Consider the following 26663-nt stretch of genomic DNA (forward strand, 5'->3'; position numbering starts at 1 on the left):
TGCGGTCAGTTCTCGCAGCCGACGCCATCTTCGTCGCGGTCCAGCTTGGTGCTGTATCCCGGATCCCCGGCGTAGATCGGGGCTGCACCCGCTGCACGGACCGCATCGCAATTGGCGTACGAGACGGCAGAAGGCACTGCGGCCAACGGCGCGGGAGCGGTGTAGACGGGCTCGGGTGTGTACACCGGCTCCGGCGTGTAGACGGGCTCGGGGATGTACGCGGGCTCGGGCAGCGGGATGTATTCCGTTGTCGTCGGTATCTCGACGACGGCGGCGACTGCTTCGGTCGTCGGGGCTGCGGTGGTGGTGGTCGGGACCGGTGTGGTTGTCGACGGCGGCGCGGTGGTCTTCGTGACCGTCGGCAACGCGGGCACGGCCGCGACCGGTGCGATGGCGGTCGTGGTCTCGGGTTCGGTCGTGGTGGTCAGTCCCATCACGAACAGGGCGGGGAGGACGGCGATGGCAGGTACCGCCCAGACCTTGCGGCCCCGCGCGGGTGACGAGCGCAGGTACACGACTCCGCTGCCGACCAGCAAGGCGCCGACGAGCAGCGCGCCGAACTCGAACGAGACCACTGCCCCGATCAGAAAGAAAGCACCGAAAACAATCGCGGCCCAAGCGAATACCTTCCCGAACAGGGGGCGGCGAGGCGCTCGAGCCTCGGGTGCCGGTCGCTGAAAGGGCGGCGGGTAGGCGCTGGTCATGTCGAGGGGTCCGTTCGGATCGCGAGAGGTGTCGATGTCGCGGCCGAGATGTCACCCGCGAGACCGGAAGCAACCGTCTCGTTCTATTCGAACCGGTCGGTCGCATTTCCGTTCACCATGTCGTACCGACGGGGTACGTCGTTACATCCCGTGCGAGAACGGCAACCGCTCGATCGGTAGTGCTCGTGAAAACCGCCTATCAAAGTAATAGAACTGCCGTCGGGATCGGAGACCGATACGAGCGGCATCGACGGCTCGACTCGTCGCACAGAATCTGTCGGTGGCTCGAGTAGGGTCGTCACGAGCCCGAAATCGGGTACCGATACGAGCAGGCAGGGGACAGCGACGGTGTTGACGCTTCATCGCGCCGAACGCGCTGGAACGCTCGCGGCTGCACTGGCCGACATCCTGTCCGTGCCGTTGGACGATCCGTTCGTGCCCGAGATCGTGTCGGTCCCGGCGAAGGGCGTCGAGCGGTGGCTCACACAGCGACTGTCGAGCACACTGGGCGGTTCGGATGGCGACGGCATCGCAGCCAACATCGACTTCCCGAGCCCGACGCGGTTGGTCTCGCGCGCCATTGCTGCGGTCGACGACATCGACCCCGACGACGATCCCTGGGCTCCGGGCCGGGTTCTCTGGACCGCGCTGGAGGTGATCGACGACTGTCGCACGGAAGCCTGGGCGTCGGTGCTGTTCAAGCATCTCGGTGCAGATTCCGAGGATCATCGGGTGGGACGCCGCTGGTCGACGGCGTCGCATGTGGCAGAACTGTTCCGCACGTACGGGTCTCAGCGTCCCCAGATGCTGCGCGACTGGTTCGACGGGCGCTTCACCGACGGCCACGGTGGCGATCTCGACGAGGACCTGCTGTGGCAACCGCGAGTGTGGGCCGCGCTGCGCGAGCGAATCGGCAGCCCGAGCCCAGCCGAGCGCCTGCCGCAGACCTGCGCACGACTCCGAGATGCACCGGAGTCGGTGGACCTACCGAGCAGGTTGTCGGTGTTCGGTCCGACCCGGCTGACAACCGATCAGCTCGAGATATTGAGTGCGCTGTCGCAGGCTCGCGACGTGCACATCTGGGTTCCGCATCCCAGCCCGTCGATGTGGCACACCCTCGCCGAGATCCCGGCGGTGACGCGCCGACGAGACGACACGACAGCTCTGGCCGTCGAGCACCCGCTGCTGGCCGGCCTGTCGCGAGACGTGCGAGAACTCCAGGCCACCATCGCGTCGGTGGCGACGCACACCGTGCATCACGAGGGGCCGCAAGCAGCGAACACTCTGCTCGGTCGAATTCAGTCGGACATCACCGCGGATTCGTCTCCTACTCCCGAATTCGAGGACGGCACTACGTTCGCCGACGGATCGGTGCAGATTCACGCGTGTCATGGACCGGCTCGCCAGGTGGAAGTTCTGCGCGAATCGTTGCTGCATCTGTTCACTTCCGACCCGACGCTCGAACCACGCGACGTGCTGGTGATGTGCCCGGATGTCGAGACCTACGCGCCGCTGATCCGCGCGAACTTCGGGCAGACGGCGCTGGTTCATCCGGGGCACCGGCTACGGGTGCGGCTGGCCGATCGGGGCCTGCGTCGTACCAACCCCGTCCTCGACGTCATCGCCACGGTGCTGGATTTCTCGGAGGGGCGGGTGACGGCGAGCGAGCTGTTGGACTTCGCCGCCAGTGGTCCGGTGCGGGAGAAGTTCTCGTTCACCGACGACGATCTGGAGCGACTGCGCGAGTGGGTGACGAGCTCAGGTGCCCGCTGGGGTTTGACAGTTCGGCAGCGAGAAGCGTATGGCCTGAACGGTTTTCGCCAGAACACCTTCAAGTCGGCGCTCGATCGGATCTTGCTGGGAGTGGCCGCGGACGAGACTCGGAACGAGTACCTCGACCTGGCGCTGCCTCTCGACGATGTCGACAGCAACGACATCACCCTCGCCGGCCGCTTCGCCGAGCTGGTGGACCGGCTCGCCTCGGTGCTCCGGGCACTTTCCGGTCCGGCATCGGTGACCGAGTGGACGCGGCAGCTGGGGCGCGCCCTCGATCTCCTCGCCGACGTGCCAACGGCCGACGAATGGCAACTGGCACAAGCACATCGCGAGATCTCCGACGCCACCGAACACGGCGGCACCGCCGAGCTACGGCTCGCGGACGTGCGTGCCATGCTGGCCGGAAGACTGGCCGGCCGACCCACCCGAGCGAACTTTCGAACCGGCGAGCTGACCGTGTGCACCATGGTGCCGATGCGCTCGGTGCCGCACCGAGTGGTGGTGCTGCTCGGGCTCGACGACGAGGTGTTCCCCCGAGTGGGCAGTATCGACGGAGACGACATCCTCGCCCGCGATCCGGCCGTCGGCGAACGAGACACTCGCAGCGAGGATCGGCAACTGCTCCTGGACGCGGTGATGTCGGCCGAGGAGAAACTGCTGTTGTTCTACACCGGAGCAGACCCCGTCGACGGGTCGGCCAAGCCGCCCGCGATCCCGCTGCGTGAGTTGATGGACGTGCTCGAGGTGACCGCGGGCGGAAGCGTCGAACATCGGCATCCGCTGCAGCCCTTCGATCCACACAATTTCGAAGCCGAGCACCCGTTCAGCTTCGACACGGTGGCCCTGGCCGGAGCCGTCTCCCAGCAGCGGACGCCCGATCCAGTACCACCGTTTCTGCCCGACGCGCTTCCTCCGGCCGATCGCGGGGACGTCGAACTCGCCGAACTCATCGCCTTCGTCGAGAACCCGGTGCAGGCCTTCTTGCGGCAACGACTCGGCTTTCGCGTTCCCGAGCTAGAGGACGACCTGGCGGACAGCCTGGACATCGAGCTGGATCCGTTGTCCCGGTGGAACATCGGTGATCGGATGCTCGCTGCAGTGCTCGCAGGTGGGGACATCGGAGAATTCGCCGACGCCGAGTGGCGGCGCGGCACCCTCCCGCCGTTTCATCAGGGTCGCCGTGAGATGTCCGACATCCGGCAGATCGTCGGAATCATCGCCGACGCGGCCGCTCCCTTCCACGAGGGTCCGGCCGAGACGATCGACGTCGCGGTCGATCTCGGCGACGGCCGCCGCCTGACCGGCACCGTCACCGGAATCCACGGCCGCACGCTGGCACGTTCGTCGTACTCGCGGCTGGCCGCCAAGCACCGGCTGGCCGCGTGGGTGCGGTTGCTGGCGGTAGCGGCATCGGAGGCAGGGGACTGGAGCGCCGTCACCATCGGCCGCGCGAGCGGAATGCGCCCGCCTCGTCGCTCTCGGCTGAGCGCCCCGCGGGATCCCGTTGCCGTACTGAAAGATCTGGTGGACTTGCGTGATCGTGGAATGACGTCGCCGCTGCCGATATCGACCGGTACCGCATCGGCATACGCAGAGAAGCGGTTCGGTGGCGGGTCCATCGAGGACGGCTACGACTCGGCCACGTGGGCTTGGCGGGGCGACTTCGGCGACGGCACCGATCGATCGTTACGGTACGTCCACGGTTCGGCCTTGTCGTTCCAGGCATTGCTCGCTGCAGCCCCGCTCGCCGACGAGACCGAGCCCTCGAACGAGAAGAGCCGCTTCGGGATTCTCGCTCGAAAGCTGTGGGATCCGTTGCTGATCGCCGAGAACATGGGGAACGCATGACCGCCGCCCGCGGATTCGACCTGCTCGGTCCGATGCCGACCGGAACGACCGTCCTCGAAGCCAGCGCCGGGACCGGCAAGACGTACGCGATCGTGGGGTTGGCCGCGCGCTACATCGCCGAAGGGATCGCCGAGATCTCGGACCTGCTTCTGGTGACGTTCAGTCGAGCCGCGACCCAGGAACTCCGTGATCGCACCCGAAGCAGGTTTGCGTCGATCGCCCGGGACCTGGCCGACCCGGACACCGCTCGCGCATCTCGGGATCCACTCGTGGCATTTCTGGCCGCAGTCGACGACGCAGAAGTCGACCGGCGGCGTCGACGGTTGCGTAGGGCCTTGTCGGACTTCGACGCCGGAACCATCGTCACCACTCACAGTTTCTGTCAGCGCATGCTCGACGGACTCGGCATCGCAGGCGAGCGCGAACCGGAATCGACGTTCGTCGAATCCGTCTCGGACCTACTCGAACAGGTCGTGGACGATCTGTATCTGCAGATGTTCAGCGGTGACGACGAGGCACCGGCATTCAGCAGGCGGGATGCCCAGCAGTTGGCGTTGTCGGCCGTGGGTGACCAGCAGTCGATTCTGTATCCCGACACCGAGGACTCGGACGACGACAATCGCGAGCCGGCACTGCGTGTGCGGTTCGCCCGGGAAGCGCGCCGGGAGATCGAACGTCGCAAACGCCTACTCGGTGTGCGCGATTACAACGATCTTCTGGGACTTCTGCATTCGGTGTTGTCGGACCCCGTCCACGGTGAGGCTGCCTGTGCGCGAGTGCGAGATCGATTCCGCGTCGTGTTGATCGACGAGTTCCAGGACACCGACCCCATGCAGTGGGACATTCTGCGGCGGGCGTTTCACGGCTCCACGACGCTCATCCTCGTCGGCGATCCGAAGCAGGCCATCTACGCGTTTCGCGGAGCCGAGGTACTGAGTTACCTCGACGCCGTGCAGACCGCGGACCACCTCTACGAGCTCACCGCCAACTGGCGTAGTGATTCGGGGCTGCTCGACGCCCTGCACCATCTGTACGGCGGCGCAGCCCTCGGTCACGACGACATCGTGGTGCACCCAGTCGAAGCGCGAAACCCTCTCTCGCGCATGGTCGGACATCCTCCCCTGCGGCTGCGTTTCCTACCGCGAACCGGCGCTGGTCCACTGCGGCAGGGCTTTCCGGCAGTCGACCGACTCCGATCCAGGGTTGCGGCAGACGTTGCGGCGGACATCGTCGAGCTGTTGTCCGGACATGCCGAGCTCGAGCGACCCGACGGCCACCGGGCGATCGAACCGCGTGACATTGCGGTGTTGACCCGAACGACCAAGCAGGTGGCGTTGATTCGGGACGCACTCGACGCGGTCGGGGTGCCTTCCGTCGTGTCGAGCAGCACCAGTGTGTTCGGTACCGAGAGTGCCCGACACTGGCTGTGGTTGCTGCAGGCGATCGAGCAACCCCATCGCACCGATCGCGTACGTCTGGCCGCCCTGACTCCGCTGCTCGGGTGGACCGCTGCACAACTCGACTCCGGGGCCGAGGATGCGCTGTCCCAGGTCAGCAGCCGGCTGCGTGAGTATTCGGTGCTGTTCGACGAGGCCGGGTTCGCTGCAGTCTTCGAGCGGGTGTCGGCCCAGTCCGGACTCGACGCCCGGTTGCTCGCGGTCGAAGCCGGTGAACGCACGATGACCGACCTGCGGCACATCGCCCAATTGCTCAATCGCGCCGCGGTATCCGAGTCCTACGGAATCACCGCCCTCACTCGCTGGCTGACCGACCGAATCAAGGAACCGGCAGCGGGCGGGTCGACCGACCGCAGTCGTCGACTCGACAGTGATTCCGCCGCAGTGCAGATCATGACGACACACGGCAGCAAAGGGCTCGAATTCCCGGTCGTCTACCTGCCCTACGCGTGGGACACGTTGTACTTCAGCAAGCCGTCGACGCTGTTGCTGCACGAGAACGGCACGCGAATCCGAGACGTCGGCGGACCGTCCGGAACGGGCTACGCGGCCAGGAAGATCCTCAACGACCAGGAGGAAGCAGGCGAGGAACTGCGACTGCTCTACGTCGGTCTCACCCGCGCCGAGAGTCGGATCGTGCTGTGGTGGGCCCCGGGCCGAAACACCGCGACGTCCTCGCTGCACCGCATGCTGTTCGGACGCATCCCCGGAATTGCTCTGCCGGAGCCGTCGTACAAGGTTCTCGACGACGCGACGACGGCGAACCGGCTCCAATCCTGGGTCGGGTCGGCAGCCGACCTCATCTCGGTCGAACCGGTGGGGCCCGGCGAGCCGTCCACCGCACACTGGATTCGTCCCGAGCAACCGCAACTCGACGTCGCTGCCGCACGATTCGATCGAACCCTCGACCTGCTGTGGCGTCGAACGTCGTACTCCGCGTTGACAGCTCACGCTCACGACGCTGCGCCCGCCCAGCCCGAGGTGGGGGTGACCAGCGAGACCGAGCATCCCGAGAAGACGGACGAGCCCGCCGACACGGCCGTGGGCAGCGAATACCCGGTAAGTGAGCATCTCGACGAACAGCTGGACGGAATCGCGTCACCGATGAACGGCATGCCTGCCGGCGCGGCGTTCGGAACGCTCGTCCACGAGGCACTCGAACACGTCGACACGTCCGCACCCGATCTGCTTGCGGAACTCGAACGTCGCTGCGCTGCGGCGGTGGCGTCGCGGATGGCGGAGGTCGATCCGGCGGCGTTGGCCCAAGCCCTGCTACCGGTGATGCAGACACCGTTGGGATTCGGGACGCTGGCCGAGGTAGCGCCGTCCGACCATCTGGCCGAGCTCGACTTCGAGCTGCCTTTGGCCGGCGGAGACGATCCGGTGGCGAACACAGTCACGTTGAAGTCCGTGGCGCGCCTGTTGCGTCATCACCTCGATCCGACGGACGTGCTGGCGTCCTACGCGGATCTGCTCGACGGTCTCGAGTCGACACCACTTCGCGGCTTTCTCACCGGAAGTATCGACTCGGTTCTGCGCGTGGCAGGACCGCGGTACGTCGTGGTGGACTACAAGACGAATCGAATCGCCAGAGGCGATCTGACCACCGGCAACTTCACGCGCGAGAAGATGGCCGAGGAAATGATCCGATCGCACTATCCGCTGCAGGCCATTTTGTATGCCGTTGCGCTGCATCGATATCTGCGCTGGCGTCAATCGAATTACGACCCGCAACTGCACCTCGGCGGAATCCGATACCTGTTCGTGCGAGGCATGGTCGGACCGCAGACCCCCGCCGGGTGTGGGGTGTTCGACTGGGATCCGCCGGCCGCACTGGTGATCGAGCTGTCGGACCTGCTCGCTGGGAAGGTGACTCGATGACCGGCGTCTCGATTGCGCTGCGCGGCAGTGGAATCCTGCGCACCTTCAACGATGTGGGTGTGCTGTCGGCATCCGACGTGCACGTGGCGCTGCGCCTCGGTGCCCTGGCCGGAGAGCCGTCGGAGAACGTACTGCTCGCCACTGCTCTGACCGTGCGTTCGGTGCGATCGGGCTCTGTGTGCCTGGATCTGCGACGACTGCGGGACGTCACCGTCGACGAGGACTCGGACGTCGATCCGAGCGCGCTTCCGTGGCCGGAGCTCGACGACGTGCTGCGAGCACTGAGGGTGAGTCCACTGGTGGTCGGCAGCCCGAATGGACCGTTGCGGCCGCTGAAACTGGTCGACACCGATCAGGGTGAGCTGCTGTACCTGGACCGATATCACTTGCAGGAGAGCGCCGTTCGGGATCTGCTCGACGTGCGTTCGCAATCCCATCCCGCCGCCGATGCCGTCGAGATCGGCGACGCGCTGGCCACGCTGTTCGTGGACGAATCGGGCGCGCCGACGGCCGCTCCCGATCGACAGCGAATAGCGGCAGCTCTGGCGGCGACCCAATGGACCACGGTCATCGCCGGCGGACCTGGAACCGGAAAGACCCACACCGTAGCGAGAATTCTGGCGCTCCTCGTCCGCGAACACGGAAGCGATCTGCGCATCGGGCTCGCCGCACCCACCGGCAAGGCCGCAGCCCGGTTGCAGGAGTCCGTGTCCGAACAAGCCGGACTCCTCGGGCTTCCAGCAGATCTGAAAGCGATGACGCTGCACCGACTTCTGGGATGGAAGCCCGGCAGCAAGACGAGGTTTCGGCACGACGCCGAGAACCGGCTGCCGTACGACGTCATCGTCGTCGACGAAACCTCGATGGTGTCGCTGACGATGATGTGTCGGCTGCTCGAAGCCGTGCGTCCGGAGTCCCGGTTGATTCTCGTCGGCGACCCGGATCAGCTGACGTCGGTCGACGCGGGCGCGGTGCTGGCAGATCTGGTGGCCAGGCCGGTGACCGGAATCGAGAACCCGGTTCTTGCGCAGCTCGTCGACGCGGACTTCGCCGCCGCCGAGGACCCCGCGGAAGCCGCTCTGAGCCCGTTCGAGCGAGACCGACTGCGCGGCGGCGTCGTTCGGCTCAGTCGCGGCCGACGGTTCGGCGGAGCCATCGCTCGCTTGGCTGTGGCCGTGCGAGACGGCCGGGGCGACGATGTCATGGCGTTGCTCGACTCCGGCGCGGAGGAGATTTCGTTTCATGGCCCCGACGACGTCGACGCGCTGCGCTCCGACGTGATCGACACCGCAGCCGAGGTCACCGCCGCTGCAGTACGCGGAGATGCCACCGCAGCACTGCTCGGGCTCGAGAAACATCGCCTACTGTGCGCGCACCGCGAGGGTCGATGGGGGGTCTCGCGGTGGGACCGGCAGGCGATGGAGTGGGTAGCAGAAGGAAGCGGTACGTTTCTCGATCCCTCGCTCTGGTACCCCGGTCAGCCGTTGTTGGTGACGGCCAACGACCACGAGGCAAGGATCTACAACGGGGACACCGGCGTTGTGGTGTTGCGAGACAACGGAACTCCGATGGCAGCGTTCGCCCGAGGTCGTGGCCACGTGTTGATCCACCCGAATGTGCTCTCCTCGGTACACACCGTGTACGCAATGACGATCCACCGCAGCCAAGGCAGTCAGTACGACACGGTCTCGGTTCTGCTGCCCGCCGAGGCGTCGACACTGTTGACCCGAGAGCTGTTGTACACCGCCATCACCCGCGCTCGATCGCACGTACGGGTGATCGGTACCGAAGAGGCCATCCGAGCGGGCGTCGAACGTCACGTGCTACGAGCGAGCGGCCTGCGCCGAAACATCCTGTAGTTCGTCGTCACCGGCACGCGTGTCGGTCTGCCCTCGTCACCGCGTCCATGCTGTGTGCGACCAGGAGCCAGGTGCGGGCGAGGTTTTTCCAGACCGCGACCGAGTTCGTCCCACTCGCGTCGTCGGGGCGAGCGCGAACAGCGGCCGATCGATGCAGCGACAGTGCCCGCGCTGTCAACGCGTCGATATCGCCGTTCGCGCACACCGATCGAACGGTGTGCGCGTCGACGCGCCGACCGATCAACTGGCACAGCGTCTGAAGTGACCTCAGCTCGGCAGGAACGTCGTCGGATGTCTCCGAGAGCCTTTCGGTCGCTGCGCCGGTCGTGCGACCGACGGACCCGCGTTGCAGGTCGACCGGCCCCGACGATGCTCCGTCGGCCGCCACGCTCCATACGCTCAGGAACGACGGATGTGGGACGTTCCAGATCTCGCGGAACGCGCGCGTGATCATCTCCGCGACGAGCGCCGCATCGGCTCGTGTGTCGGTTCGCGTGAGATCGATGATCGTCCCGTCTGCGACCGGCTTGCCTCGATCCAGCCAACCGCAATCGAGGAGCTGCACATCCATTGCCGTTGCGTCCGGGGCATCCGGGTACAGCAGTGACGGCAGCGCTGCCACCGACACCAGCACGCCGCTGTCCGTCGCCGCCACGTCGATGTACGGGCGCAACCCACGCTCGCCGGGGCTCGCCTGAGCGGCGGACACCGTGATGTAGTCGCGCCGCGGCAAGGTCCGAAGACGCGCATGCAGGTTTTCGGTGAACGTGGCCCACGCGAGCGCGGTGTGGAGTCGAAATGGCCGTTCTGCAGTGCGGTCACGGTGCGAACCCTCTTCTCGGACGAGAACTGATGCCTGTACCCGAGACCGTAGCGAGGGGGTCCGACAAGAAACCGCGTCAGTACACGTCGCGCAGGTAGCGCTTCGATTGCTTGAGCTCGTTGACATAGTCCTCGGCGGCGTCGGGGGAGCGGCCACCGTGTTCGGCGACGATCTCGTGCAGTGCCTCGTCGACGCCCTTGGCCATGCGCGTCGCATCGCCGCACACATAGAGGTGCGCGCCCGCTTCGAGCCACCCGTACAGCTGCTCTCCCGCCTCACACATGCGGTGCTGTACGTAGATCTTCTCGTGCTGGTCGCGAGAGAAGGCCAGATCGAGTCGCGTCAGCAGACCGCTGCGCTCGAAATCGGTGAGTTCGTCCTCGTAGAGGAAGTCGCTCGCTCGATGCTGATCGCCGAAGAACAGCCAGTTCTCGCCTGCAGCGCCGCGGGCGCGACGTTCGTGCAGGAACGCGCGGAACGGGGCCACTCCGGTTCCCGGCCCGATCATGATGATCGGAGTGTCGTCGGACGGGAGGCGAAACGACTTGTTGGCGGACAGGAACACTCCCGCCTGATGTCCGTCCCCGATCCGATCGGCCAGATACGTCGAGCAGACGCCGCCTCGATCACGCTCGGCCGACCGGTATCGAACCGTGGACACGGTCAGATGAACGGTGCCCTCGTGCGCGATCGGCGACGAGGAAATCGAGTAGACCCGGTGTTGCAGAGGACGCAGCAGACCGAGAAATTCGGCCGGATCGAACGTCCCCGACCGATCGAGATCGAGAACGTCCACGACATCGCGACCCCAGGTCCAGGCGTCGTACGATGCGCGGTCGCCGTTCTGCAGAACGTGATCGAGCTCGGCGTCACCGGCCCGTTCGGCGACGGCCTCGATCAGATCCATGGACGGGATGCCGATTTCGTACTCCGTCGTCAGCGCCTGTGCGAGGGTGATCTCGCCGGATTTCGTGTGGACGGCCGTGTCTGCCGGCACTCCCAGGCGGTCGACGACGGCGGAGACCAGTGCTGCGTCGTTGACGGGTTTGACGCCGAAACCGTCGCCGGCCTCGTAGGTGATGCCGCTCTCGCCCAGCGCAATCTCGAAGTGTCGAACTTCTTTTGCGGATGTCGGACCGGACAGGCGATTGTTGCCCAGAACCTGCGCGCGGTAGGGATTCTTTCGATTCCACGGTGAGCGCTTCGATGCGGTCTTGGTGGCGCCGAGATCGCCGATTCGAGCGTCGATGTCCTGTACCTGCCTTGCATTTGTCGTCACGATGCGTCGAGCGAAGGGTCGACTGTTCGAAGACTAATCGTGCGCAGTCACTCGCGGTGCAGGACCTCTATTCCGTCGACGGAGAAGACGACGTCGTATCCGCTCGCCAGCGCGCGGCTGATCGCCTGACGATCACCGGTCTGGTCCGTCGGCCAACCCGGCGGCCGTTCGCGGTTCACGACGATCCAATCCGGGACGGTCGAATCGGTCGTGCGCTGCGGAAAGACCGACACGTCGTGGTCGGCGACGAGTTGGGCCACCAGATTGTTCGACGCCGCAACTCGATCATCGGCAGGAATCCACTCGGAGATTTCTCGGACGGTCTCGGCTTGCGGATCGATCGTCCATTCCTGGGCATGCACCACGCGTGACATGGGCAGGAACGGCATTGTGACGACCGCGAACGCGGCTACGAACGCGACGATGTAGTGCCGGCCGCGTTCGCTGAGCTGACCATGCCGGTGGCTGCGCGCGAACGCGTCGAGCAGGGCGACGAACACGATGACCATGAGGATCGCGTTGTAGTGATAGATCGGCTTCCAGAAGTTCGTGTTGTCACTGAGAAAACGCCATGCCACCGTCGGGACCGCGATCAGCAGTAGCGGAGAGCGCAGAGCGAAGAAGCCGGTGATCGCAAGCAGCAGAAACGCCGTGGCCGCCCGCGAATCGCCGGCAACCAGACCGTGCGCTGTATCGGCGATGCCTTCGCCCAGTGGAAGCAGTTTCGAGCCTTGGTCGTACGAGTTGTCGGAGCTCAGGGCCGGGACGATCACCTTGACCGCGAGCACCATCCAGGTCAGTCCCCAGACGGCCGTCAGCGCACCCAGGATGCGGGTTCGTCCGGTCGTCCACAGCGCCACCAAAGCCCCGATGACAATCACTGTCAGACCCATGTCCTCTTTCACGAAGACCAGCGGCAGTGCCCAAGCCAAGGCCGGCAGCCAGCGCTGCCGAACCAGCGCGACCATCGACATGGCCAGCAGCGGCATTGCGAAGGCCACCTCGTGAAAATCGAAGTTCAGCGCAGCCTGGACGCCCCAGGACAGTCCGAACGCCGCGGCGATCACGATGCCGACGATCGTGCCGAACTTCTGTACCGCCAGTCGGCTGATCGGAATCACGGCGAGTGCGAACAAGACCGCTTGCGCGATCAGCAACGTCTCCGCGTGTGGGAACAGCCGATAGACAGGCCCCAACAACGCGGTGATGGGCGAGAAGTGATCGCCGAGCGTGTTGTAGCCGGTGCCGAGCAGATCGGACGTCGGCGCGCGAAACTGCGAGTACGACGCGATCTGCTGAACGAATATGCCCAGGTCGAATCCGGAGGTGCGGAGCTGGCGATGGCCGAGGACGGACATCACCGCGTACAGGGTCGCCAGCACGGCGAACGAGACGGCAGGCACCAACGTCTCGGCGGAGCGGAGTCGTGCGCGCCGGTCCGTGGTCGCGGTTCTGTCGGTGGCTGTTCTGTCGGTCGCGGTGTCGACACTGTCGGCATCGGTGACGACCGTGGATTTCTCGGTAGTGGTCACGAGAAGGCATGTCTACCGGACCGACGTGAGATGCTCCTGAGAACCGCCGGTCAGCGCTTGCGTTTCTTCGCAGGCTTGCGTCGGGGCGGCTGCGAGGTGAGGTGATAGTAGAGCGCATCCTCGGAGTCCTCGACCACCACATCGATGAAGTCGCCCACCTCGAGGTAATCGTTGACGGCAATTCTGTCGGTCGAGCCGATGACTGCCTTCACCGATCGGGCGGGAACGAGGCCTCTACGGCCGTCCGGTCCCACGGCGAGTGCATAACGTGGGCCGGTGCGGGTGACCCTGGCACTGATGAAGTCCGGATCTTTCGGAATCGGGTCGGCCGCGAGCACGCCGCCGTCCTTGGACGCGGCCGTCAACGAGTCGAGCTGCGCGGCCAGATCGTCGGCCATCGCATCCACCTGGTCGAGCAGGTGGGCCATGTGCGCGGCGTAGTCGGTGTGCTTCTTGGTCGGCTTCAGTGCCTCACCGGGCTTGTACATGTCCTCGTGTGTCAGCTCGCCCCAGGCGTCCTGCAGGCGCGTCTTGACCTGGACTTCCACCTTCACGTCGAGATCGCCCTGGTGAGTGGCAACTCGAACGACCAGCACGGCGTGATACGCGCGGTAGCCGCTCGGCTTGGGAAAGGCGACGTAGTCGGTGGGTGGTTGCGCGAACCGTACGGAGCATTCCGGGTCGTTGCACGCACGCTCGAGCGCGGCAACGAACGTCAGCTGATCGCGCGGGGTCTTGCACAGCACCTTGACGCCGACGAGATCGGGCAACGCCTCGGCGACGGCATCGGCGTCGGTCGGTTCGGTGATGCGGCCCTCGGAGAGGTAGCGGCGCAGTTTGTCGGCCGATCTGCCCGGGTCCTTGATGCGTGCCATCTGCGCGTTCAATCGGTCTCGATCGACGTCCTCGAGAATCTCGTCGGCGATGGTCTCGAGGAAATTCTGCGCGGTGACGAGAGCGGCTTCCCACGCTCGACGACGCTGCAGGTACAGCTCTTCGACCAAGTCGTCGATATTCGTTGCCGATGTCACGATGCCGAGGTTAACGCAGAAGTGTCGCCGATCCTTTCGGCGGCGCGCATTCGAGCTGTGGTGCGATGGTGTCCGGTTTACGCTCTACCGCATGACCGTGGCCTCGGAACAGAAGGACGACTTCGTCGAGCAGTTCGATCCCTTTCGCCGTGAGTTGCTCGCACACTGCTATCGCATGACCGGGTCGATCCACGATGCCGAGGACCTGTTGCAGGAGACGTACATTCGCGCGTGGCGGGGGTACGCCAAGTACGAGGGCCGATCGTCCCTGCGCACATGGCTGTACCGAATCGCAACCAATACCTGCCTCACCGCTCTCGACGGTCGGGCGAAGCGTCCTTTGCCGACGGGTTTGGGCGCACCGAGTTCAGGTCCCACCGACGAACTGGTACAGAACAACGAGGTTCCGTGGCTCGAGCCGATCGCCGATTGCGACCTGGCGGATGCGAGCGATCCCGCCTCGATCGTGGTGGCGAAAGAATCCGTACGGCTCGCCTTCGTCGCCTCGCTGCAACATCTGTCGTCGCGGCAACGCGCGGTGCTGCTGATGCGCGAAGTGTTGCAGTGGAAAGCGTCGGAGGTTGCCGAAGCTCTCGCCACGACGACGACCGCAGTCAACAGCCTCCTGCAGCGAGCACGGGAGCGTCTCGACGAGATCGCGCCCGAGCTCGACAACGTCGAGCCCATCGAATCCGCGGAACTACAGAAACTTCTCACCCAGTACGTGGAGTGTTTCGAGAGCTACGACATCGATCGACTGGTCACGCTGTTCACCTCGGACGCAGTATGGGAAATGCCGCCGTTCGTCGGGTGGTATCAGGGTGGCGAAACGATCGGATCTCTCATCCGGAACAACTGCCCCGCAAACGGAGCAGGCGACATGCGGATGGTGGCCACCTCGGCCAACGGTCAACCTGCGTACGGGCTGTACATGCTGGCAGAGGACGGTGTGCACCGGGCCTTCCAGCTGCATGTTCTCGATGTCGATGCCAGAGGGGTCGGGCACGTGGCCTGCTTCTTCGATCTGACTCTGTTCGATCGATTCGGCTTGCCCGACCGCCTCTAGGGCGACAAGGTAGGTCAGCCCTGCGGCACGGCCGACGGATCCATCCACATCACTTCCCACACGTGGTTGTCGAGATCTCGGAACGCCCGGCCGTACATGAACCCGTGGTCCTGGGGTTCCATCCATTTCGATCCACCCGCGGCGATCGCCGCGTCGGTGAGCGAATCGACCTCCTCGCGACTGTCGGCAGAGACGCACATCAGCACCTCCCGGGCCGAGCCCGTGTTGCAGATCGAGTCCGAGATGAAGTCCTCGAATCGAGAGGTGGACAGGAACATCACGGTTGCCCGATCGCTGACGACCATCGAGGCACAGTTCTCGTCGCTGAACACATCGTTGAACTCGAATCCGAGACCCTCGAAGAATGCGCGGGTGGCGACGACGTCGCGGACGGGCATGTTGGCGAACAACAAACGGGACATGGGTACGCACCTTTTCCGGAGGAACTTGCTGCTTCGGACCGTCGAACAACGGTCTTGCTCGTACTGACAGCGATCGATCCGAAAAGTCATCGGGTTGTGGATGTGCCGACACGACGCGACCCCGCCGAGCGGGTGCTCGACGGGGTCGCGGACTGCGAAGCTGAAGGGGGCGTGTAGTTATCGCGTGATCTGCGCGAGGCGTGACAGCATGCGCGTGAAGACGTGGCCGTCGTTGCCGAGGTCTGCGTAGGGGTCGGCTGCCTGGTCCGACTCGGTGGCGCCGGACGTTGCCGCAGCAAGCGTGCGCGCCAGGCGGGTACGACGCTCGATGGCGTCGAGGATGGTGCCGTCGAGCATTGAAACTTCGTCGAAGAGCTGGTCGACGTCAGCTGTCGCGATGTCGGCACTGTCGGTGCCAATTGCGAGCGAATCGATCTGAACAGTCACATCGTCTCCTTTTGTTCGCGTCCTGAGGTGTGAGTCGTTCGGTCGGCCGGAACCGTTACAGCTCGACCCGTGTAAAAACGATGTTTCGTCGCCCAGACCAAGATGCCCACTGGACGGGCCTGGGCCAACCTCTTCGGGGTGTGATGCTGCATACAGTCCGGTCGGTTCCCCCCACCTGCGGGTTCTCGGGGGGAAAGGCTCGAAGGATTCTTCTCGCGTTGTTCGGGTACCTACGGAAGCGAACGACGGCAACTTTCGAGGAGTGAACGATGCGTTACGACTACCTGATCATCGGCGGGGGAATGGTTGCGGACAGCGCTGCTCGCGGGATCCGCGAGCAGGACGCGTCAGGCTCCATCGGCGTACTCGGCGCAGACCCCGACGCGCCGTACACCCGCCCGGCGCTGTCGAAGAAGCTGTGGACCGATCCGGATTTCGGCCGCGATCAGGTCTCGCTGGACACGGCCTCCGACACCGGTGCGGAGGTGCACACCGGAACTCGAGTCGCCTCGGTGGACCGCTCGAACTCGTCGGTCACCACCGAATCCGGAGAACGCCACGAGTACGGCAAACTCCTCCTGGCAACGGGTGCAACGCCGACCCGGATCGAACTGTCTCCCAGCCCCCGCGTGGTGTACTTCCGCACTTTCGCCGACTACCGAGCGCTGCGCGAGCTCACGAAGACCGCCGATCACATCGCTGTGGTCGGGGGCGGATACATCGGCACCGAAATTGCAGCTGCGTTGTCTCTTCAGGATGTGAAGGTCACACTGGTCACCTCGGATGCCGTACTCGGAGGACACATGTTTCCGCCGACCCTGGCTGCCGGCTTCGACAAGGGTTTCTCCGGCCACGGCGTCACTGTGCGCCGGGGAACGAAGGTCGTGTCAGGGGCCGAGGCGTCGGCGCGCGTGCAACTTCAACTCGACGACGGTTCGACCGTGGAGGCGGACGGAGTCGTGTTCGGACTCGGTGTGCGACCCGAAACAGAGCTGGCCGAATCTGCGGGGCTGGCAGTCGACGACGGAGTGATCGTCGACGAGTTCCTCCGGACCGAGGACGAACACGTCTACGCCGCAGGTGATGTGGCGAACTACCCCGACGCCGTTCTCGGTCGCCGACGCATCGAGCATGTCGACAACGCGACCGAAATGGGCAAGGCCGCAGGACGCAATATGGCCGGTGCCGCAGATCCCTACACGTACACCCCGTACTTCTATTCCGACGTGTACGACGACGGATATCAGGCGATCGGCACGGTGTCCACGACGCTGAATGTCATCGAGGACTGGAAGACGGTCGGCAAGGAAGGCGTCGTGTACTACCTCGACGACGATGCCGTCGTCCAGGGCGTCCTGATGTGGAACGTCTGGGAGGGGCTCGACGTGGCGCGCACGTTGCTGGCCGAGAAGAAGCCGCAGACCGAGCAATCGTTGAGCGGACTGATCTGAACTTCTGGAACACTCGAAAGTGAGCGGACCAGCGTCGGTTGGACGTGACCTAGGAGAGATGATGTCCGAGTTCGATGGCAGTGGGTCGGCCGAGCAGCGTGCCCGATTCGACGACGAGGTTCACAGCCGCTGCGCCCGCTGCCGGTTGCCCGGACATTCCGAACCGCTGTCCGACGCGGCGGCGGTCGCCATCGCGGCCGGGCGCGTGGACGAGGCCACCCGAGCTGTGCTCATCAATCGATGGCATGCCGGACGCTTGCTGCCGTCGATCGGGGGATTCGGCGCGCTCCGTAACTTGGTGGACGAACGCGATCGGTGGCTCGCCAAAGACACGACGAGCAAGCCCGGATCGGCTCTGGTGTACAAACTTCGAGCTGCCGAGTTGAGCAAACGCGTCAATCACCACCGCACCACCGTGGTGATGTCCAATCGGCACTACGCCACCGGAGTACGCGCGGCGCGAAAAGAGCGCCGAGAAGGTGTTCACCTCGATCTGGACCAACGGGATGCGATCTTCGATGCGTTGACGAGGACGCCTGCGCCGGAGAAGTTCGGCCCCATCGCCGAGCGAGGCCTGTCTCTGGTGGACGCGGCCACGGATCGGGTCAGCACGCTGGCGCGCAAAACCCTGGTGGCCGACAGGGTCGAGTGGGCAACAGGACTGGTAGATCAGTTCGTCGATCGAAAAGACGACCGCTTCGTCGATCGCTACGACACTCTGTTGTTCCTCGCCGGCACTTCGTTCGATCGGGTGCGGCGGTCGCCGGCATGGCAGTCGACGTATTTCGAGATCCAACGCAACCAGTTGGACCTGTTCGTCGAACTCACCGAAATCGCGGTCGATGCCGCGTCGCTGCGCACGGTAGCGACCGAGCTGAATCGGATCGGTGAGACTATGGTTGACGAGGAGACCGCAGCGCAGGTCGAATCCCGGCGTGGCGCACTGGAAGTGGTGTGGAAACAGCTGACCGGACGGGTCGCTGCGCTGGTTCGACTCGCGAATGTGGTCGAGTCCTCGGAGACCGAGGCCCGCACGTCCGACGCGATGGCCCGAGCGCACAGCTTGGACGATCGGATCGATGACCTCGTCGGGCGGTCGGGGAGCCGGGAAATGTCTGCCGAGAACACACATTTCGTCGGTGATCAAGTGCGGACGCAGTGGCGCGACTGAGTGCCGCCGAGGGCACACAGTCGCGCCACTGGCTCTAGGCGATGATTGCGAACAGGATTCCCGCGACGGCGAAGCTGACCACGGACAGAATCGTCTCGAGGACCGTCCACGTTTGCAGCGTCTGCTTGACGGTCAGGTTGAAGAATTTCGCGATGATCCAGAAGCCGCCGTCGTTGACGTGGCTGGCGATGATCGAGCCCGCCGCGATGGACATGGCGATCAGCGCGACGGCCGGAGCCGAGTAGTCCTGGGCTGCCACCAGGGGCCCGACTATGCCGCCGGTCGTCACGATGGCCACGGTTGCCGAGCCCTGAGCCACGCGCAGCGCACAGCTGATGATGTACGCCAGGACGATGATCGGAAGACCTGCGGCCGCCATGGTGTCGGCCAGGGCTGTGCCGATTCCCGTGGCGGAGATGACCTTTCCGAAGAACGCGCCTGCGCCGACCACCAGCAGCAACATGCCCACCGGACGCAGCGACTCACCGGTCAGTGTGCTCAATTGCTGGACGGTGGATCCGCGTCGGATTCCCAACACGTAGAACGCGATCAGTACTGCGATGAGCAGCGCTACGGCCGGCGTGCCGAAGAACGTGAGAACTTCGAGTAGGTTGCCGGGATCGAGCAGAATGCTGCCGAACGTGGCGCCGAGGATCAGGACCAGCGGAACGGCGATGATCGCTCCGATCGTGCCCACCGACGGTGGCGTCGTGACGACCGGGCGCTTGGTCGCGACCGTGCCTGCTCCTCCACCCTCGGTGGTGTTCGCATCGTTTCCGTCGTTGATGAAGTCCTCGGGGACGTCGACGATGATGCGTTTGCCGATCCAGTTGCCCCACACCAGGCCGGCGGCGATGAATCCTGGTATTCCGCAGATGAATCCGAACAGGATGAGCCACCCCAGGTTCACCTCGAGCAGACCACCGAGGGCGACCGGTCCCGGGTGCGGTGGCAAGAAGGCGTGCGTCATGGACAACCCTGCCAGCATCGGCAGCGCATAGAGCACCAACGACTTTCCGCCTTGGCGCGCCGCCACGTACACCAGCGGTGCCAATACGAAGATGCCGATGTCGAAGAACACCGGAATGCCGAAGATCAAGCCCAGCAGTCCCATTGCGATGGGTGCTCCGCGTTCTCCGAAGACGCCCAGTAGCTTGGCGGTCAGTGCCTGCGCGCCACCGGACTTTTCGAGAATCGCGCCGAGGACAGTGCCCAGTCCGATGATCACTGCGATGTGGCCGAGGATGCCCCCGAACCCGGTTTCGAGAAGCGATTCGTTGCTCTTGATGGCGGTGCCGACTATCTCGTTGACGGGCAAGCCGGCAGCCAGAGCCAAGCCGAGGCCGACGATGAGAAGTGCGATGAACGGTTCGAGCTTGACCTTGATGATGACGATGAGCAGTACCGCAATTGCGATGCCGCACAATACGAGTAGGCCTGGCGTTGAGGTTCGCAGCCAGTCGACGACAGAATTCATGACGAGCCTTCCTTGATGTCTGCACTGACAGCCGCCACGAACGCCTGCGCTCGCACGGTGATGTCGTCCCACTGGCCGGCCGCAACCGACGCCGGTGGAACCACATCGGTGCCTGCGGTCACTGCGACGGCACCGGATGCCAGGAACTGAGCGGCATTTCCTGCGTTGACCCCGCCGGACGGAACGAGTTTCACGTCGGGGAAGGGGCCGAGCAGATCCTTGAAATACGCGGGCCCGACGGTGCGAGCCGGAAATATCTTCACGGCATCCGCTCCGAGATCGAGGGCAGTCATCACCTCCGACGGGCTGAGCGCGCCCATCATCAGCGGGATCCCGGCGTCGGTCACGATCGTGGCAACGTCGGGCCGCAGCCCGGGGGTCACCACGAAGCATGCTCCCGCGTCGATCGCCGACCGTGCCTGATCGGCGGTCAGGACGGTGCCGGCACCGACGACCGCACCCGCGTTCGATGCCGCGCGGAGCAGTGCCAGGACGCCGGGCGTGGTGAAGGTCAATTCTAGGGCCCGAATCCCGCCGCGCGAGAGCGCATTCGCCAACGCAGCAGGATCGGAGATGTGCGGCGCACGGACCACCGACAGTGCGCGGTCCTCCAGAATGGTGGTCAGTGCATTCACGATGTCTGCTTTCCGGTGGGATTCATCCGCAGGGCACGGCCTGCCAGAGAGTGCGTGGGACGGCGATCGTCGATAGCGAAGGCACCGTTGACCATCACGTGGCTGATGCCGTCGGCCTGTTGCTTCGGATTCTCGAACGTGGCGGTATCGCGCACGGTTGCCGGGTCGAACAGGACGAGGTCGGCTGCGTGCCCTTCTGCGATCGTGCCGCGGGCGCGCAGGCGGAGGCGCGCAGCGGGACGACCGGTCAGGTGGTTAATGCAGTCCTCGAGCGAGAGCAACTGCTCGTCCCGAACGTAGTGACCCAGGTAGCGGGGGAACGTTCCCCAGGCGCGGGGGTGGGGCTTCTCGCCGACAAGGATCGCGTCGCTGCCGCCCATATGACGTGGATGCGCCATGATCTCGCGCACGTTCTCCTCGTGTCCGACATGCTGGAGGATCGTGGTGGCCAGCGCATCTCGGCGAAGGAAGTCGAAGAACACGTCCACCGGTGACCGACCCGCCTCGGCCGCGATCTCGGACATCGTGCGACCGACATAGCGATCGAGCTCCGGATTCGCCACACCGCTGAGCTGGATGGTTTCCCACTCGACGGTCACGCCATGGCAGCCGTCGGACCCGTCGACGTCGACATCCTGTGCGATGCGTCGACGCATCTCCGGATCGTCGAGGCGTTCGAGCGCGCGATCCGGGCCACCGGACATCGCCCAACTCGGTAGCAGCGCAGACAAAGTGGTGGCTCCGGGCAGATACGGATACGTGTCGAGGGTGACGTCGCATCCGTCCGCGATCGCAGAATCGACGCGGTCCAAGAACTCTCGTGCCCGGCCCCGATTGACGCCGAAGTTCATCGTCGCGTGAGTCAGATGCAGCGCACATCCCGTCTCCCTGGAGAGATCGAGCATCTCCTGGTACGCGTCGAGTGCGCCCGCGCCGTACGACCGAGTGTGCGGCGCGTAGAACCCACCGAAGTCGGCGACGACCTCGCACAGCGCGCGTAATTCGTTTGTGTCCGCGTACATTCCGGGCGTGTACGTCAAACCGCTCGACATTCCGACGGCACCCTCGTGCAAGCCCTGCGTCAACAACTCCTGCATGTGGGCGATCTCGGACGGCGTCGCCGGTCGCTGATCAGGGCCCACCGCGAGGTACCGCAGTGTTCCCTGGGGAACGAGATAGGCAGCGTTCGGGGTGATCCCCTCGTCGAGGCGAGCGAGGTACTCGGAAACCGAGCGCCACGAGAAGTCGAGGTCGACGGGATTGCCGTTCCATCCGGCGATCTGACGCCGCACCACATCGAGCGTCGCGTCGTCGATCGGAGCGTAGGCGATGCCGTCCTGGCCGATGACCTCGGTGGTGACGCCCTCACTGATCTTCGGGAAGTGGTCGGGATCGGTCAGTAGACGCAGATCGGAATGGGCGTGCATGTCGATGAACCCGGGGGACAGGACCTGCCCAGGTGTCGCATCGACGATTCTGTCGGCACCGAGAACGGTGCCGGGTTCGGCGATCGAGGCGATGATTCCGTCGCGTACGAGAACGTCACGACGCAGTCGCGGAGACCCGGTGCCGTCGATGACGTCGGCACCTCGAAAGAGGATATCGGACATGGGGTTTCGACTCTCTAGAAGAATGTGTGCACGAGATCGACGACGCGAGGATCGTCGCTGTCGGCATCGTCGACGACGGGAATGAGACGCCACTTGTCGAAAGCGGTGCACGGGTGAGACAGGCCCAAGCGCACCACCGATCCCACCGGCAGTGCCCCGCTGTCCTCGGCCGGTAGGCGAAGGAACGCATGCTGATCGTTCAGCGCAGTGATGTCGGCACCGGAGTCGAGAGTCTCGGTTCCCCGAACCGATTGGGGGACAGGCAGTCCTTCGTCGAACGGGAAGTCCCGCTTTCCTGCATCGAGCAGTGCGAGACCGGGTTCCGGCCTGGAGACCGTCCGAGCCCATCCATGCATTGCCGACATCAGCGGCGCGTCGGTGCGGGCGGGAGTGAGTGGTGAGATCTGTGAGTAGAAGCCGTCGTCGTGCACCACGTAGGCACCCGAGCGCAGCACTACGTCGGTAGGTACTCCCTCTTCGTTGGTGAGAGAGTGCAACCGCTCGACCACGAGGTCCTGGTAGGCGCTGCCGCCGGCGGTCACGATCGCGTGCTCGCCGTACAACCCCTCGGCATCGAGCGCGCGATGGAGGGCGGCCACGTTGTCCAGATAGGTCCGAACCGCCGCGAGGCCGCTGTCGGTCCGGTCGTGGCTCAGTGCGCCCTCGTAGCCGCCGACCCCGGCCAGAGTCAGCCGCGGCGACGACGCGATCGCACGTGCCACCGAGATCGCTTCTTCTGTGGTCCGCGCGCCGGTTCGGCCGTGCGGGCCACCGAGTTCGACGACGACCGCGACCGGCCGTTCTCCTTGCGTCGAGAGGATGCGGTCCATCTCGTGCACCGTTGCGACGCTGTCGGCCCAGCAGTAGAACTCGAATGTCGGGTGCGAATCCAGCTCGGCCGCAATCCACGTCAACGCAACAGGGTCGATCTCGGCATTGGCAAGAACGATGCGTTCGACCCCGAATGCGCGTGCTGCCTGAACTTGCCATCCGGTTGCGAGGGTGATGGCCCAGCTTCCTGCGTCGAGCTGCTGCTTCCACAGTTGCGGGGCCATCGACGTCTTCCCGTGGGGTGCGAGCAGCACTCCCGCGCGCGCAGTCCACTCGGCCATGACCGAGATGTTCGACGCGATGCGTGCCCGGTCGAGAGTGAGGACGGGCGTCGTGAACTCGGAGAGCCGCGGCGACGTGGCGAGAAAGCTCTCGATGGTGTGCCCCCATGACCTGGGTGGCAATGCCTTGTACTCGGGTCCGAGCACTCGTCGGCTGAGTGCCTCGACGGCATCGGTGTCGATCACGATCGTCTCCTCGGTCTCGGAAAACCCGCAACTGCGTTGCGTATTTTGCAACACTGGTTGCGCAATGTGTTTATGCTTTGTAGTCTGCAACGAAAGTCAGCGTTCCCGCAAGAGTTCGAGGAGATCGACGTGAAAGCACCACGAGCGGTGTGTGTGGGCGAAGGCCTCGTCGTTCTGGTTGCCGAGCCGGGCCCATTGGAGAATTCGAACACGTTCCACCGCACAGCCGGAGGCGCAGAAGCCAACGTGGCCAGGGTGTTCGGTCAATTGGGCGTCGATGCGTCGTGGATCTCTCGAGTGGGAGATGACGGATTCGGCCGGTATCTGGTCGGTCAATTGATCGCGGCAGGTGTCGACACCTCCGGTGTGACGCTCGACCACGAGCGACCCACTGGCATGTACGTGAAGCAACGCGGATCGGGTTCCGGCGACCGCCACGACCTCGCATGCCGAGACAGTGCGATGACCTACTTCCGTGCCGGCTCGGCTGCGAGTGCTCTGTCGCCCACAGACATCGACGGGAGTGCAGCGAACCTTGTCGCGCGTGCCGACCTGATCCACTTCACCGGAATCACCGTGGCCATCTCCGATACCGCCGCCGATCTGACGAGATACTTGATGGATCTGCCCACTCTCGTCAGCTTCGATCTGAACTATCGGCCGGCGCTGTGGAAATCTCGGCCGGACACAGCCACAGATGTTCTCGGTGAACATGTTCGAGGAAGCGATGTGGTGTTCATGGGTGCCGACGAAGCTGCGCTGGTGTTCGGCACATCCGATCCCGCCGAGCTGCGCGAAATGTTTCCGCAACCACACCACCTGGTGATCAAGAACGACGCGCACACCGTGACGGCATTCGAGGGAACCTCTCGGGTCGACGTACCGGCGCTGAAGCTCGACGTAATCGAGAAGATCGGTGCCGGAGACGCGTTCGCGGGCGGATATCTGACCGGATTGCTGTTGGGCAGGAGTTCCGTCGAGCGCGTTCGGTTCGGTCACCTGTGCGCGGCGGGTGCCTTGACCGGCCACGACGACATCGCCTCGGTGCTTCCCCTTGCGGTGCTGTCGAAACTGGCCGAACTGGCCGATGCCGATTGGGCGAGTCTGGACTACGCGGCCACAGCCGCGCGTCACTCGGAGGTGTCGAAATGAGTCAGAGTCTCGCGCGGGCGATGACACTTCTCGGCTTGCTCGGCGACGGACCGCAGTCGCTCGACGAGCTGGCGTCGGTCCTCGAGGTCCACAAGACGACCGTGCTGCGGCTGCTTCGCACGATGGAAGCCGACAGATTCGTCCAGCACGACGCGGATCACCGATATCAGCTCGGATCCAGGCTGTTCGAGCTCGCCAACCATGCGCTCGAACAGCGGGACGTTCGGAGCATCGCCCGGCCGCACTTGTCCGAACTGAACGCGATCACCGGCCAAACCGTCCACCTCGCCACCTACGAGGCCGGCGTCGTCATCTACATCGACAAGTTCGACGCCCAGCAGAGCGTGCGGATGTATTCGCGAATCGGAAAGCCTGCGCCGCTCCACTGCACAGCTGTGGGGAAGGTCCTCATCTCGGCGCGGCCGGAGGCGGAGCGTGTGCAGATTGCACGCAACATCACCTACACGCCGTTCACCGAAAGAACCATCACGACGGCCGAGCGTTACCTTCGCGAGCTCGACCTCGTGCGCGAGCAGGGGTTCGCCGAAGACCGCGAGGAGCACGAGTCCTTCGTCAACTGCATCGGATGCGCAGTGCGCAACGGAACCGGTGATGTGGTGGCAGCGGTGTCGATGTCCGTGCCCGACATGGTGCTCGATCATCAGCAAGTGCTTGCCACGCTCCCCGAAGTGCAGCACGCCGCGGCGGCGATCTCCGCAGGATTGGGATGGCACCCGCAAGAAGCCCAGGACCACAGAACACAGAACCAGAGCTCGAAGGAAGGAACACAATGAGTGAGAAGATCGAAATCCGCACCACAGGTGCGCCCGCACCTGCCCACACATTTTCCCAGGGAGTCCGGAAGGGGCCGTTCGTTCAGGTCTCGGGGCAGGGGCCGGTCGACCCGGCCACCAGTGAATACCTGTATCCAGGCGATGTAGCCGCGCAGACGACCCGCACACTCGAGAACGTCAAAGCGATCGTCGAGGCCAGCGGTGCGACATTCGACGACGTCGTCATGCTGAGGGTGTATCTGACCAAGCGTGAGGACTTCTCGACCATGAACGACGCTTACGGCCAGTTCGTGTCGGCACATACGTCGGGGGACGTTCTACCGAGTCGCACCACAGTGTTCACAGGACTGCCCAGGGAAGAGATGTTGGTCGAAATCGATGCCGTAGCGATCGTCTGATCAAGGCATGCGGCAGATGTTCACACGAAAATTACATCTGACCAGGCGATTTGCGTAAGCGTTGGTCTTCGCGTAACTTTTGTCGAGTCAGAGCGACACGGACACCGACCCGGTCTTCACGGACTGGGGCAACGAGGTTGTACGGAGTGTGCACTGAGCAACCCAGGCAAGGCTCGAAAGTAATGAGTCATGTCTGGGGTTCGAGCGTGTAAGCCCCGAAGTTACCGTGCAAACGGTAGTGACGGTGTGTGCGTGTTCTTTGAGAACTCAACAGTGTGTCGATGAATGTCAGTGCCGAAATTATTTTGTTTTGGTGAATGCATTCGATGTATCAATCATCCGCTTGTGGTGGTTGTTGTCGGGTGTTGTTTGAAATGCTAGTTGAGTTTTTCTGCTAGTGATTTGACTTGATGTCTTTGACTGATTCGCGGTTCCTTTGGGGATCGTTGTTTCGCAGGTCTTTTACGGAGAGTTTGATCCTGGCTCAGGACGAACGCTGGCGGCGTGCTTAACACATGCAAGTCGAGCGGTAAGGCCTTTCGGGGTACACGA

19 protein-coding genes, 1 rRNA gene and 1 pseudogene are annotated in these 26663 nt (G+C 64.4%); 10 read left to right on the forward strand and 11 right to left on the reverse strand.

Annotation, left to right across the window (positions count from 1 at the left end; all coding sequences use genetic code 11):
* Positions 1 to 5: 5 nt before the first annotated feature.
* Positions 6 to 704: an excalibur calcium-binding domain-containing protein gene (locus AB0362_RS19720; protein ID WP_317810803.1), complete on the reverse strand. Its 699-nt coding sequence runs from the start codon at positions 702 to 704 to the stop codon at positions 6 to 8.
* A 348-nt stretch (positions 705 to 1052) separates the two neighbouring features.
* Between AB0362_RS19720 and recC the strand changes: the two genes are divergently transcribed.
* From recC to recD, 3 genes are read left to right on the forward strand one after another with little or no spacing between them, the layout of a single operon-like run.
* Entirely contained in the window at positions 1053 to 4328 is a 3276-nt protein-coding gene (gene recC, locus AB0362_RS19725; RefSeq protein ID WP_317810802.1) for an exodeoxyribonuclease V subunit gamma, read from the forward strand.
* Positions 4325 to 7666 carry a UvrD-helicase domain-containing protein gene (locus tag AB0362_RS19730; RefSeq protein WP_317810801.1) on the forward strand — a complete coding sequence of 1114 codons (3342 nt, stop codon included), beginning with the start codon at positions 4325 to 4327 and terminating at the stop codon, positions 7664 to 7666. Before recC ends, AB0362_RS19730 begins: the two co-directional genes overlap by 4 nt.
* Positions 7663 to 9525 (forward strand): exodeoxyribonuclease V subunit alpha, encoded by a 1863-nt coding sequence (gene recD, locus AB0362_RS19735; protein WP_317810800.1) that lies wholly within the window; start codon positions 7663 to 7665, stop codon positions 9523 to 9525. The genes AB0362_RS19730 and recD overlap by 4 nt, the downstream gene beginning before the upstream one ends.
* 7 nt (positions 9526 to 9532) lie before the next feature.
* Here the strand turns inward: recD and AB0362_RS19740 are convergent, their stop codons facing one another.
* From AB0362_RS19740 to AB0362_RS19755, 4 genes and pseudogenes are all read right to left on the reverse strand, one after another.
* Entirely contained in the window at positions 9533 to 10258 is a 726-nt protein-coding gene (locus tag AB0362_RS19740) for a hypothetical protein (protein WP_317810799.1), read from the reverse strand.
* A 166-nt stretch (positions 10259 to 10424) separates the two neighbouring features.
* Positions 10425 to 11567, reverse strand: a pseudogene (locus AB0362_RS19745) (sulfite reductase subunit alpha); the annotation flags it as partial.
* A gap of 107 nt (positions 11568 to 11674) precedes the next feature.
* The gene (locus AB0362_RS19750) at positions 11675 to 13159 is read right to left on the reverse strand and encodes a DUF2079 domain-containing protein (RefSeq protein ID WP_317810798.1); all 1485 of its coding nucleotides are present in this window, start codon (positions 13157 to 13159) and stop codon (positions 11675 to 11677) included.
* A gap of 50 nt (positions 13160 to 13209) precedes the next feature.
* Positions 13210 to 14190, reverse strand: a complete 981-nt coding sequence (locus AB0362_RS19755; RefSeq protein ID WP_149407769.1) for a GTP pyrophosphokinase family protein — start codon at positions 14188 to 14190, stop codon at positions 13210 to 13212.
* A gap of 91 nt (positions 14191 to 14281) precedes the next feature.
* Between AB0362_RS19755 and AB0362_RS19760 the strand changes: the two genes are divergently transcribed.
* Positions 14282 to 15256, forward strand: coding sequence for a sigma-70 family RNA polymerase sigma factor (locus AB0362_RS19760; RefSeq protein ID WP_317810797.1), 975 nt, complete (start codon positions 14282 to 14284; stop codon positions 15254 to 15256).
* 14 nt (positions 15257 to 15270) lie between these two features.
* On the opposite strand, the gene AB0362_RS19765 is transcribed toward AB0362_RS19760, so the two are convergent.
* Positions 15271 to 15678: a VOC family protein gene (locus AB0362_RS19765; RefSeq protein WP_317810796.1), complete on the reverse strand. Its 408-nt coding sequence runs from the start codon at positions 15676 to 15678 to the stop codon at positions 15271 to 15273.
* Between the two features lie 177 nt (positions 15679 to 15855).
* Entirely contained in the window at positions 15856 to 16125 is a 270-nt protein-coding gene (locus AB0362_RS19770) for a hypothetical protein (protein WP_094640019.1), read from the reverse strand.
* A gap of 269 nt (positions 16126 to 16394) precedes the next feature.
* Between AB0362_RS19770 and AB0362_RS19775 the strand changes: the two genes are divergently transcribed.
* Both AB0362_RS19775 and AB0362_RS19780 read left to right on the forward strand, forming a co-directional pair.
* On the forward strand, positions 16395 to 17576 hold the full coding sequence (locus AB0362_RS19775; RefSeq protein WP_269595458.1) for an FAD/NAD(P)-binding oxidoreductase: 1182 nt from the start codon (positions 16395 to 16397) through the stop codon (positions 17574 to 17576).
* Positions 17577 to 17637: 61 nt separating this feature from the next.
* The gene (locus tag AB0362_RS19780) at positions 17638 to 18747 is read left to right on the forward strand and encodes a hypothetical protein (protein WP_317549452.1); all 1110 of its coding nucleotides are present in this window, start codon (positions 17638 to 17640) and stop codon (positions 18745 to 18747) included.
* 34 nt (positions 18748 to 18781) lie between these two features.
* Here the strand turns inward: AB0362_RS19780 and AB0362_RS19785 are convergent, their stop codons facing one another.
* From AB0362_RS19785 to AB0362_RS19800, 4 genes are read right to left on the reverse strand one after another with little or no spacing between them, the layout of a single operon-like run.
* Positions 18782 to 20224 (reverse strand): gluconate:H+ symporter, encoded by a 1443-nt coding sequence (locus tag AB0362_RS19785; protein ID WP_317810795.1) that lies wholly within the window; start codon positions 20222 to 20224, stop codon positions 18782 to 18784.
* Positions 20221 to 20859 carry a bifunctional 4-hydroxy-2-oxoglutarate aldolase/2-dehydro-3-deoxy-phosphogluconate aldolase gene (locus AB0362_RS19790; protein ID WP_317810794.1) on the reverse strand — a complete coding sequence of 213 codons (639 nt, stop codon included), beginning with the start codon at positions 20857 to 20859 and terminating at the stop codon, positions 20221 to 20223. Before AB0362_RS19790 ends, AB0362_RS19785 begins: the two co-directional genes overlap by 4 nt.
* Positions 20856 to 22469: a D-aminoacylase gene (locus tag AB0362_RS19795; protein ID WP_317810793.1), complete on the reverse strand. Its 1614-nt coding sequence runs from the start codon at positions 22467 to 22469 to the stop codon at positions 20856 to 20858. Before AB0362_RS19795 ends, AB0362_RS19790 begins: the two co-directional genes overlap by 4 nt.
* Before the next feature lie 14 nt (positions 22470 to 22483).
* The gene (locus AB0362_RS19800) at positions 22484 to 23767 is read right to left on the reverse strand and encodes an alanine racemase (protein ID WP_317549455.1); all 1284 of its coding nucleotides are present in this window, start codon (positions 23765 to 23767) and stop codon (positions 22484 to 22486) included.
* Positions 23768 to 23896: 129 nt separating this feature from the next.
* Here AB0362_RS19800 and AB0362_RS19805 point away from each other — a divergent pair, with 129 nt between their 5' ends.
* The 4 genes from AB0362_RS19805 to AB0362_RS19820 form a co-directional block, all read left to right on the forward strand.
* A complete protein-coding gene (locus tag AB0362_RS19805; protein ID WP_317810792.1) occupies positions 23897 to 24919 on the forward strand; it encodes a sugar kinase in 1023 nt (340 codons plus the stop codon).
* Positions 24916 to 25713 (forward strand): IclR family transcriptional regulator, encoded by a 798-nt coding sequence (locus AB0362_RS19810; RefSeq protein ID WP_317785672.1) that lies wholly within the window; start codon positions 24916 to 24918, stop codon positions 25711 to 25713. The genes AB0362_RS19805 and AB0362_RS19810 overlap by 4 nt, the downstream gene beginning before the upstream one ends.
* A complete protein-coding gene (locus tag AB0362_RS19815) occupies positions 25710 to 26111 on the forward strand; it encodes a RidA family protein (protein WP_068050854.1) in 402 nt (133 codons plus the stop codon). Before AB0362_RS19810 ends, AB0362_RS19815 begins: the two co-directional genes overlap by 4 nt.
* 461 nt (positions 26112 to 26572) lie before the next feature.
* Positions 26573 to 26663, forward strand: a 16S ribosomal RNA gene (locus AB0362_RS19820); the annotation flags it as partial.

It is taken from the genome of Rhodococcus sp. NPDC079359, assembly GCF_040702585.1.
GTDB lineage: Bacteria > Actinomycetota > Actinomycetes > Mycobacteriales > Mycobacteriaceae > Rhodococcoides.

Excerpts from the sequence above, each read along its gene's own strand:
- recD (WP_317810800.1), top strand. The coding sequence starts at position 7,663 with ATGACCGGCGTCTCGATTGCGCTGCGCGGCAGTGGAATCCTGCGCACC.
- AB0362_RS19720 (WP_317810803.1), bottom strand. The coding sequence starts at position 704 with ATGACCAGCGCCTACCCGCCGCCCTTTCAGCGACCGGCACCCGAGGCT.
- AB0362_RS19785 (WP_317810795.1), bottom strand. The coding sequence starts at position 20,224 with ATGAATTCTGTCGTCGACTGGCTGCGAACCTCAACGCCAGGCCTACTC.
- AB0362_RS19730 (WP_317810801.1), top strand. The coding sequence starts at position 4,325 with ATGACCGCCGCCCGCGGATTCGACCTGCTCGGTCCGATGCCGACCGGA.
- AB0362_RS19795 (WP_317810793.1), bottom strand. The coding sequence starts at position 22,469 with ATGTCCGATATCCTCTTTCGAGGTGCCGACGTCATCGACGGCACCGGG.
- AB0362_RS19815 (WP_068050854.1), top strand. The coding sequence starts at position 25,710 with ATGAGTGAGAAGATCGAAATCCGCACCACAGGTGCGCCCGCACCTGCC.
- AB0362_RS19810 (WP_317785672.1), top strand. The coding sequence starts at position 24,916 with ATGAGTCAGAGTCTCGCGCGGGCGATGACACTTCTCGGCTTGCTCGGC.
- AB0362_RS19780 (WP_317549452.1), top strand. The coding sequence starts at position 17,638 with ATGTCCGAGTTCGATGGCAGTGGGTCGGCCGAGCAGCGTGCCCGATTC.
- AB0362_RS19765 (WP_317810796.1), bottom strand. The coding sequence starts at position 15,678 with ATGTCCCGTTTGTTGTTCGCCAACATGCCCGTCCGCGACGTCGTCGCC.
- AB0362_RS19775 (WP_269595458.1), top strand. The coding sequence starts at position 16,395 with ATGCGTTACGACTACCTGATCATCGGCGGGGGAATGGTTGCGGACAGC.
- AB0362_RS19760 (WP_317810797.1), top strand. The coding sequence starts at position 14,282 with ATGACCGTGGCCTCGGAACAGAAGGACGACTTCGTCGAGCAGTTCGAT.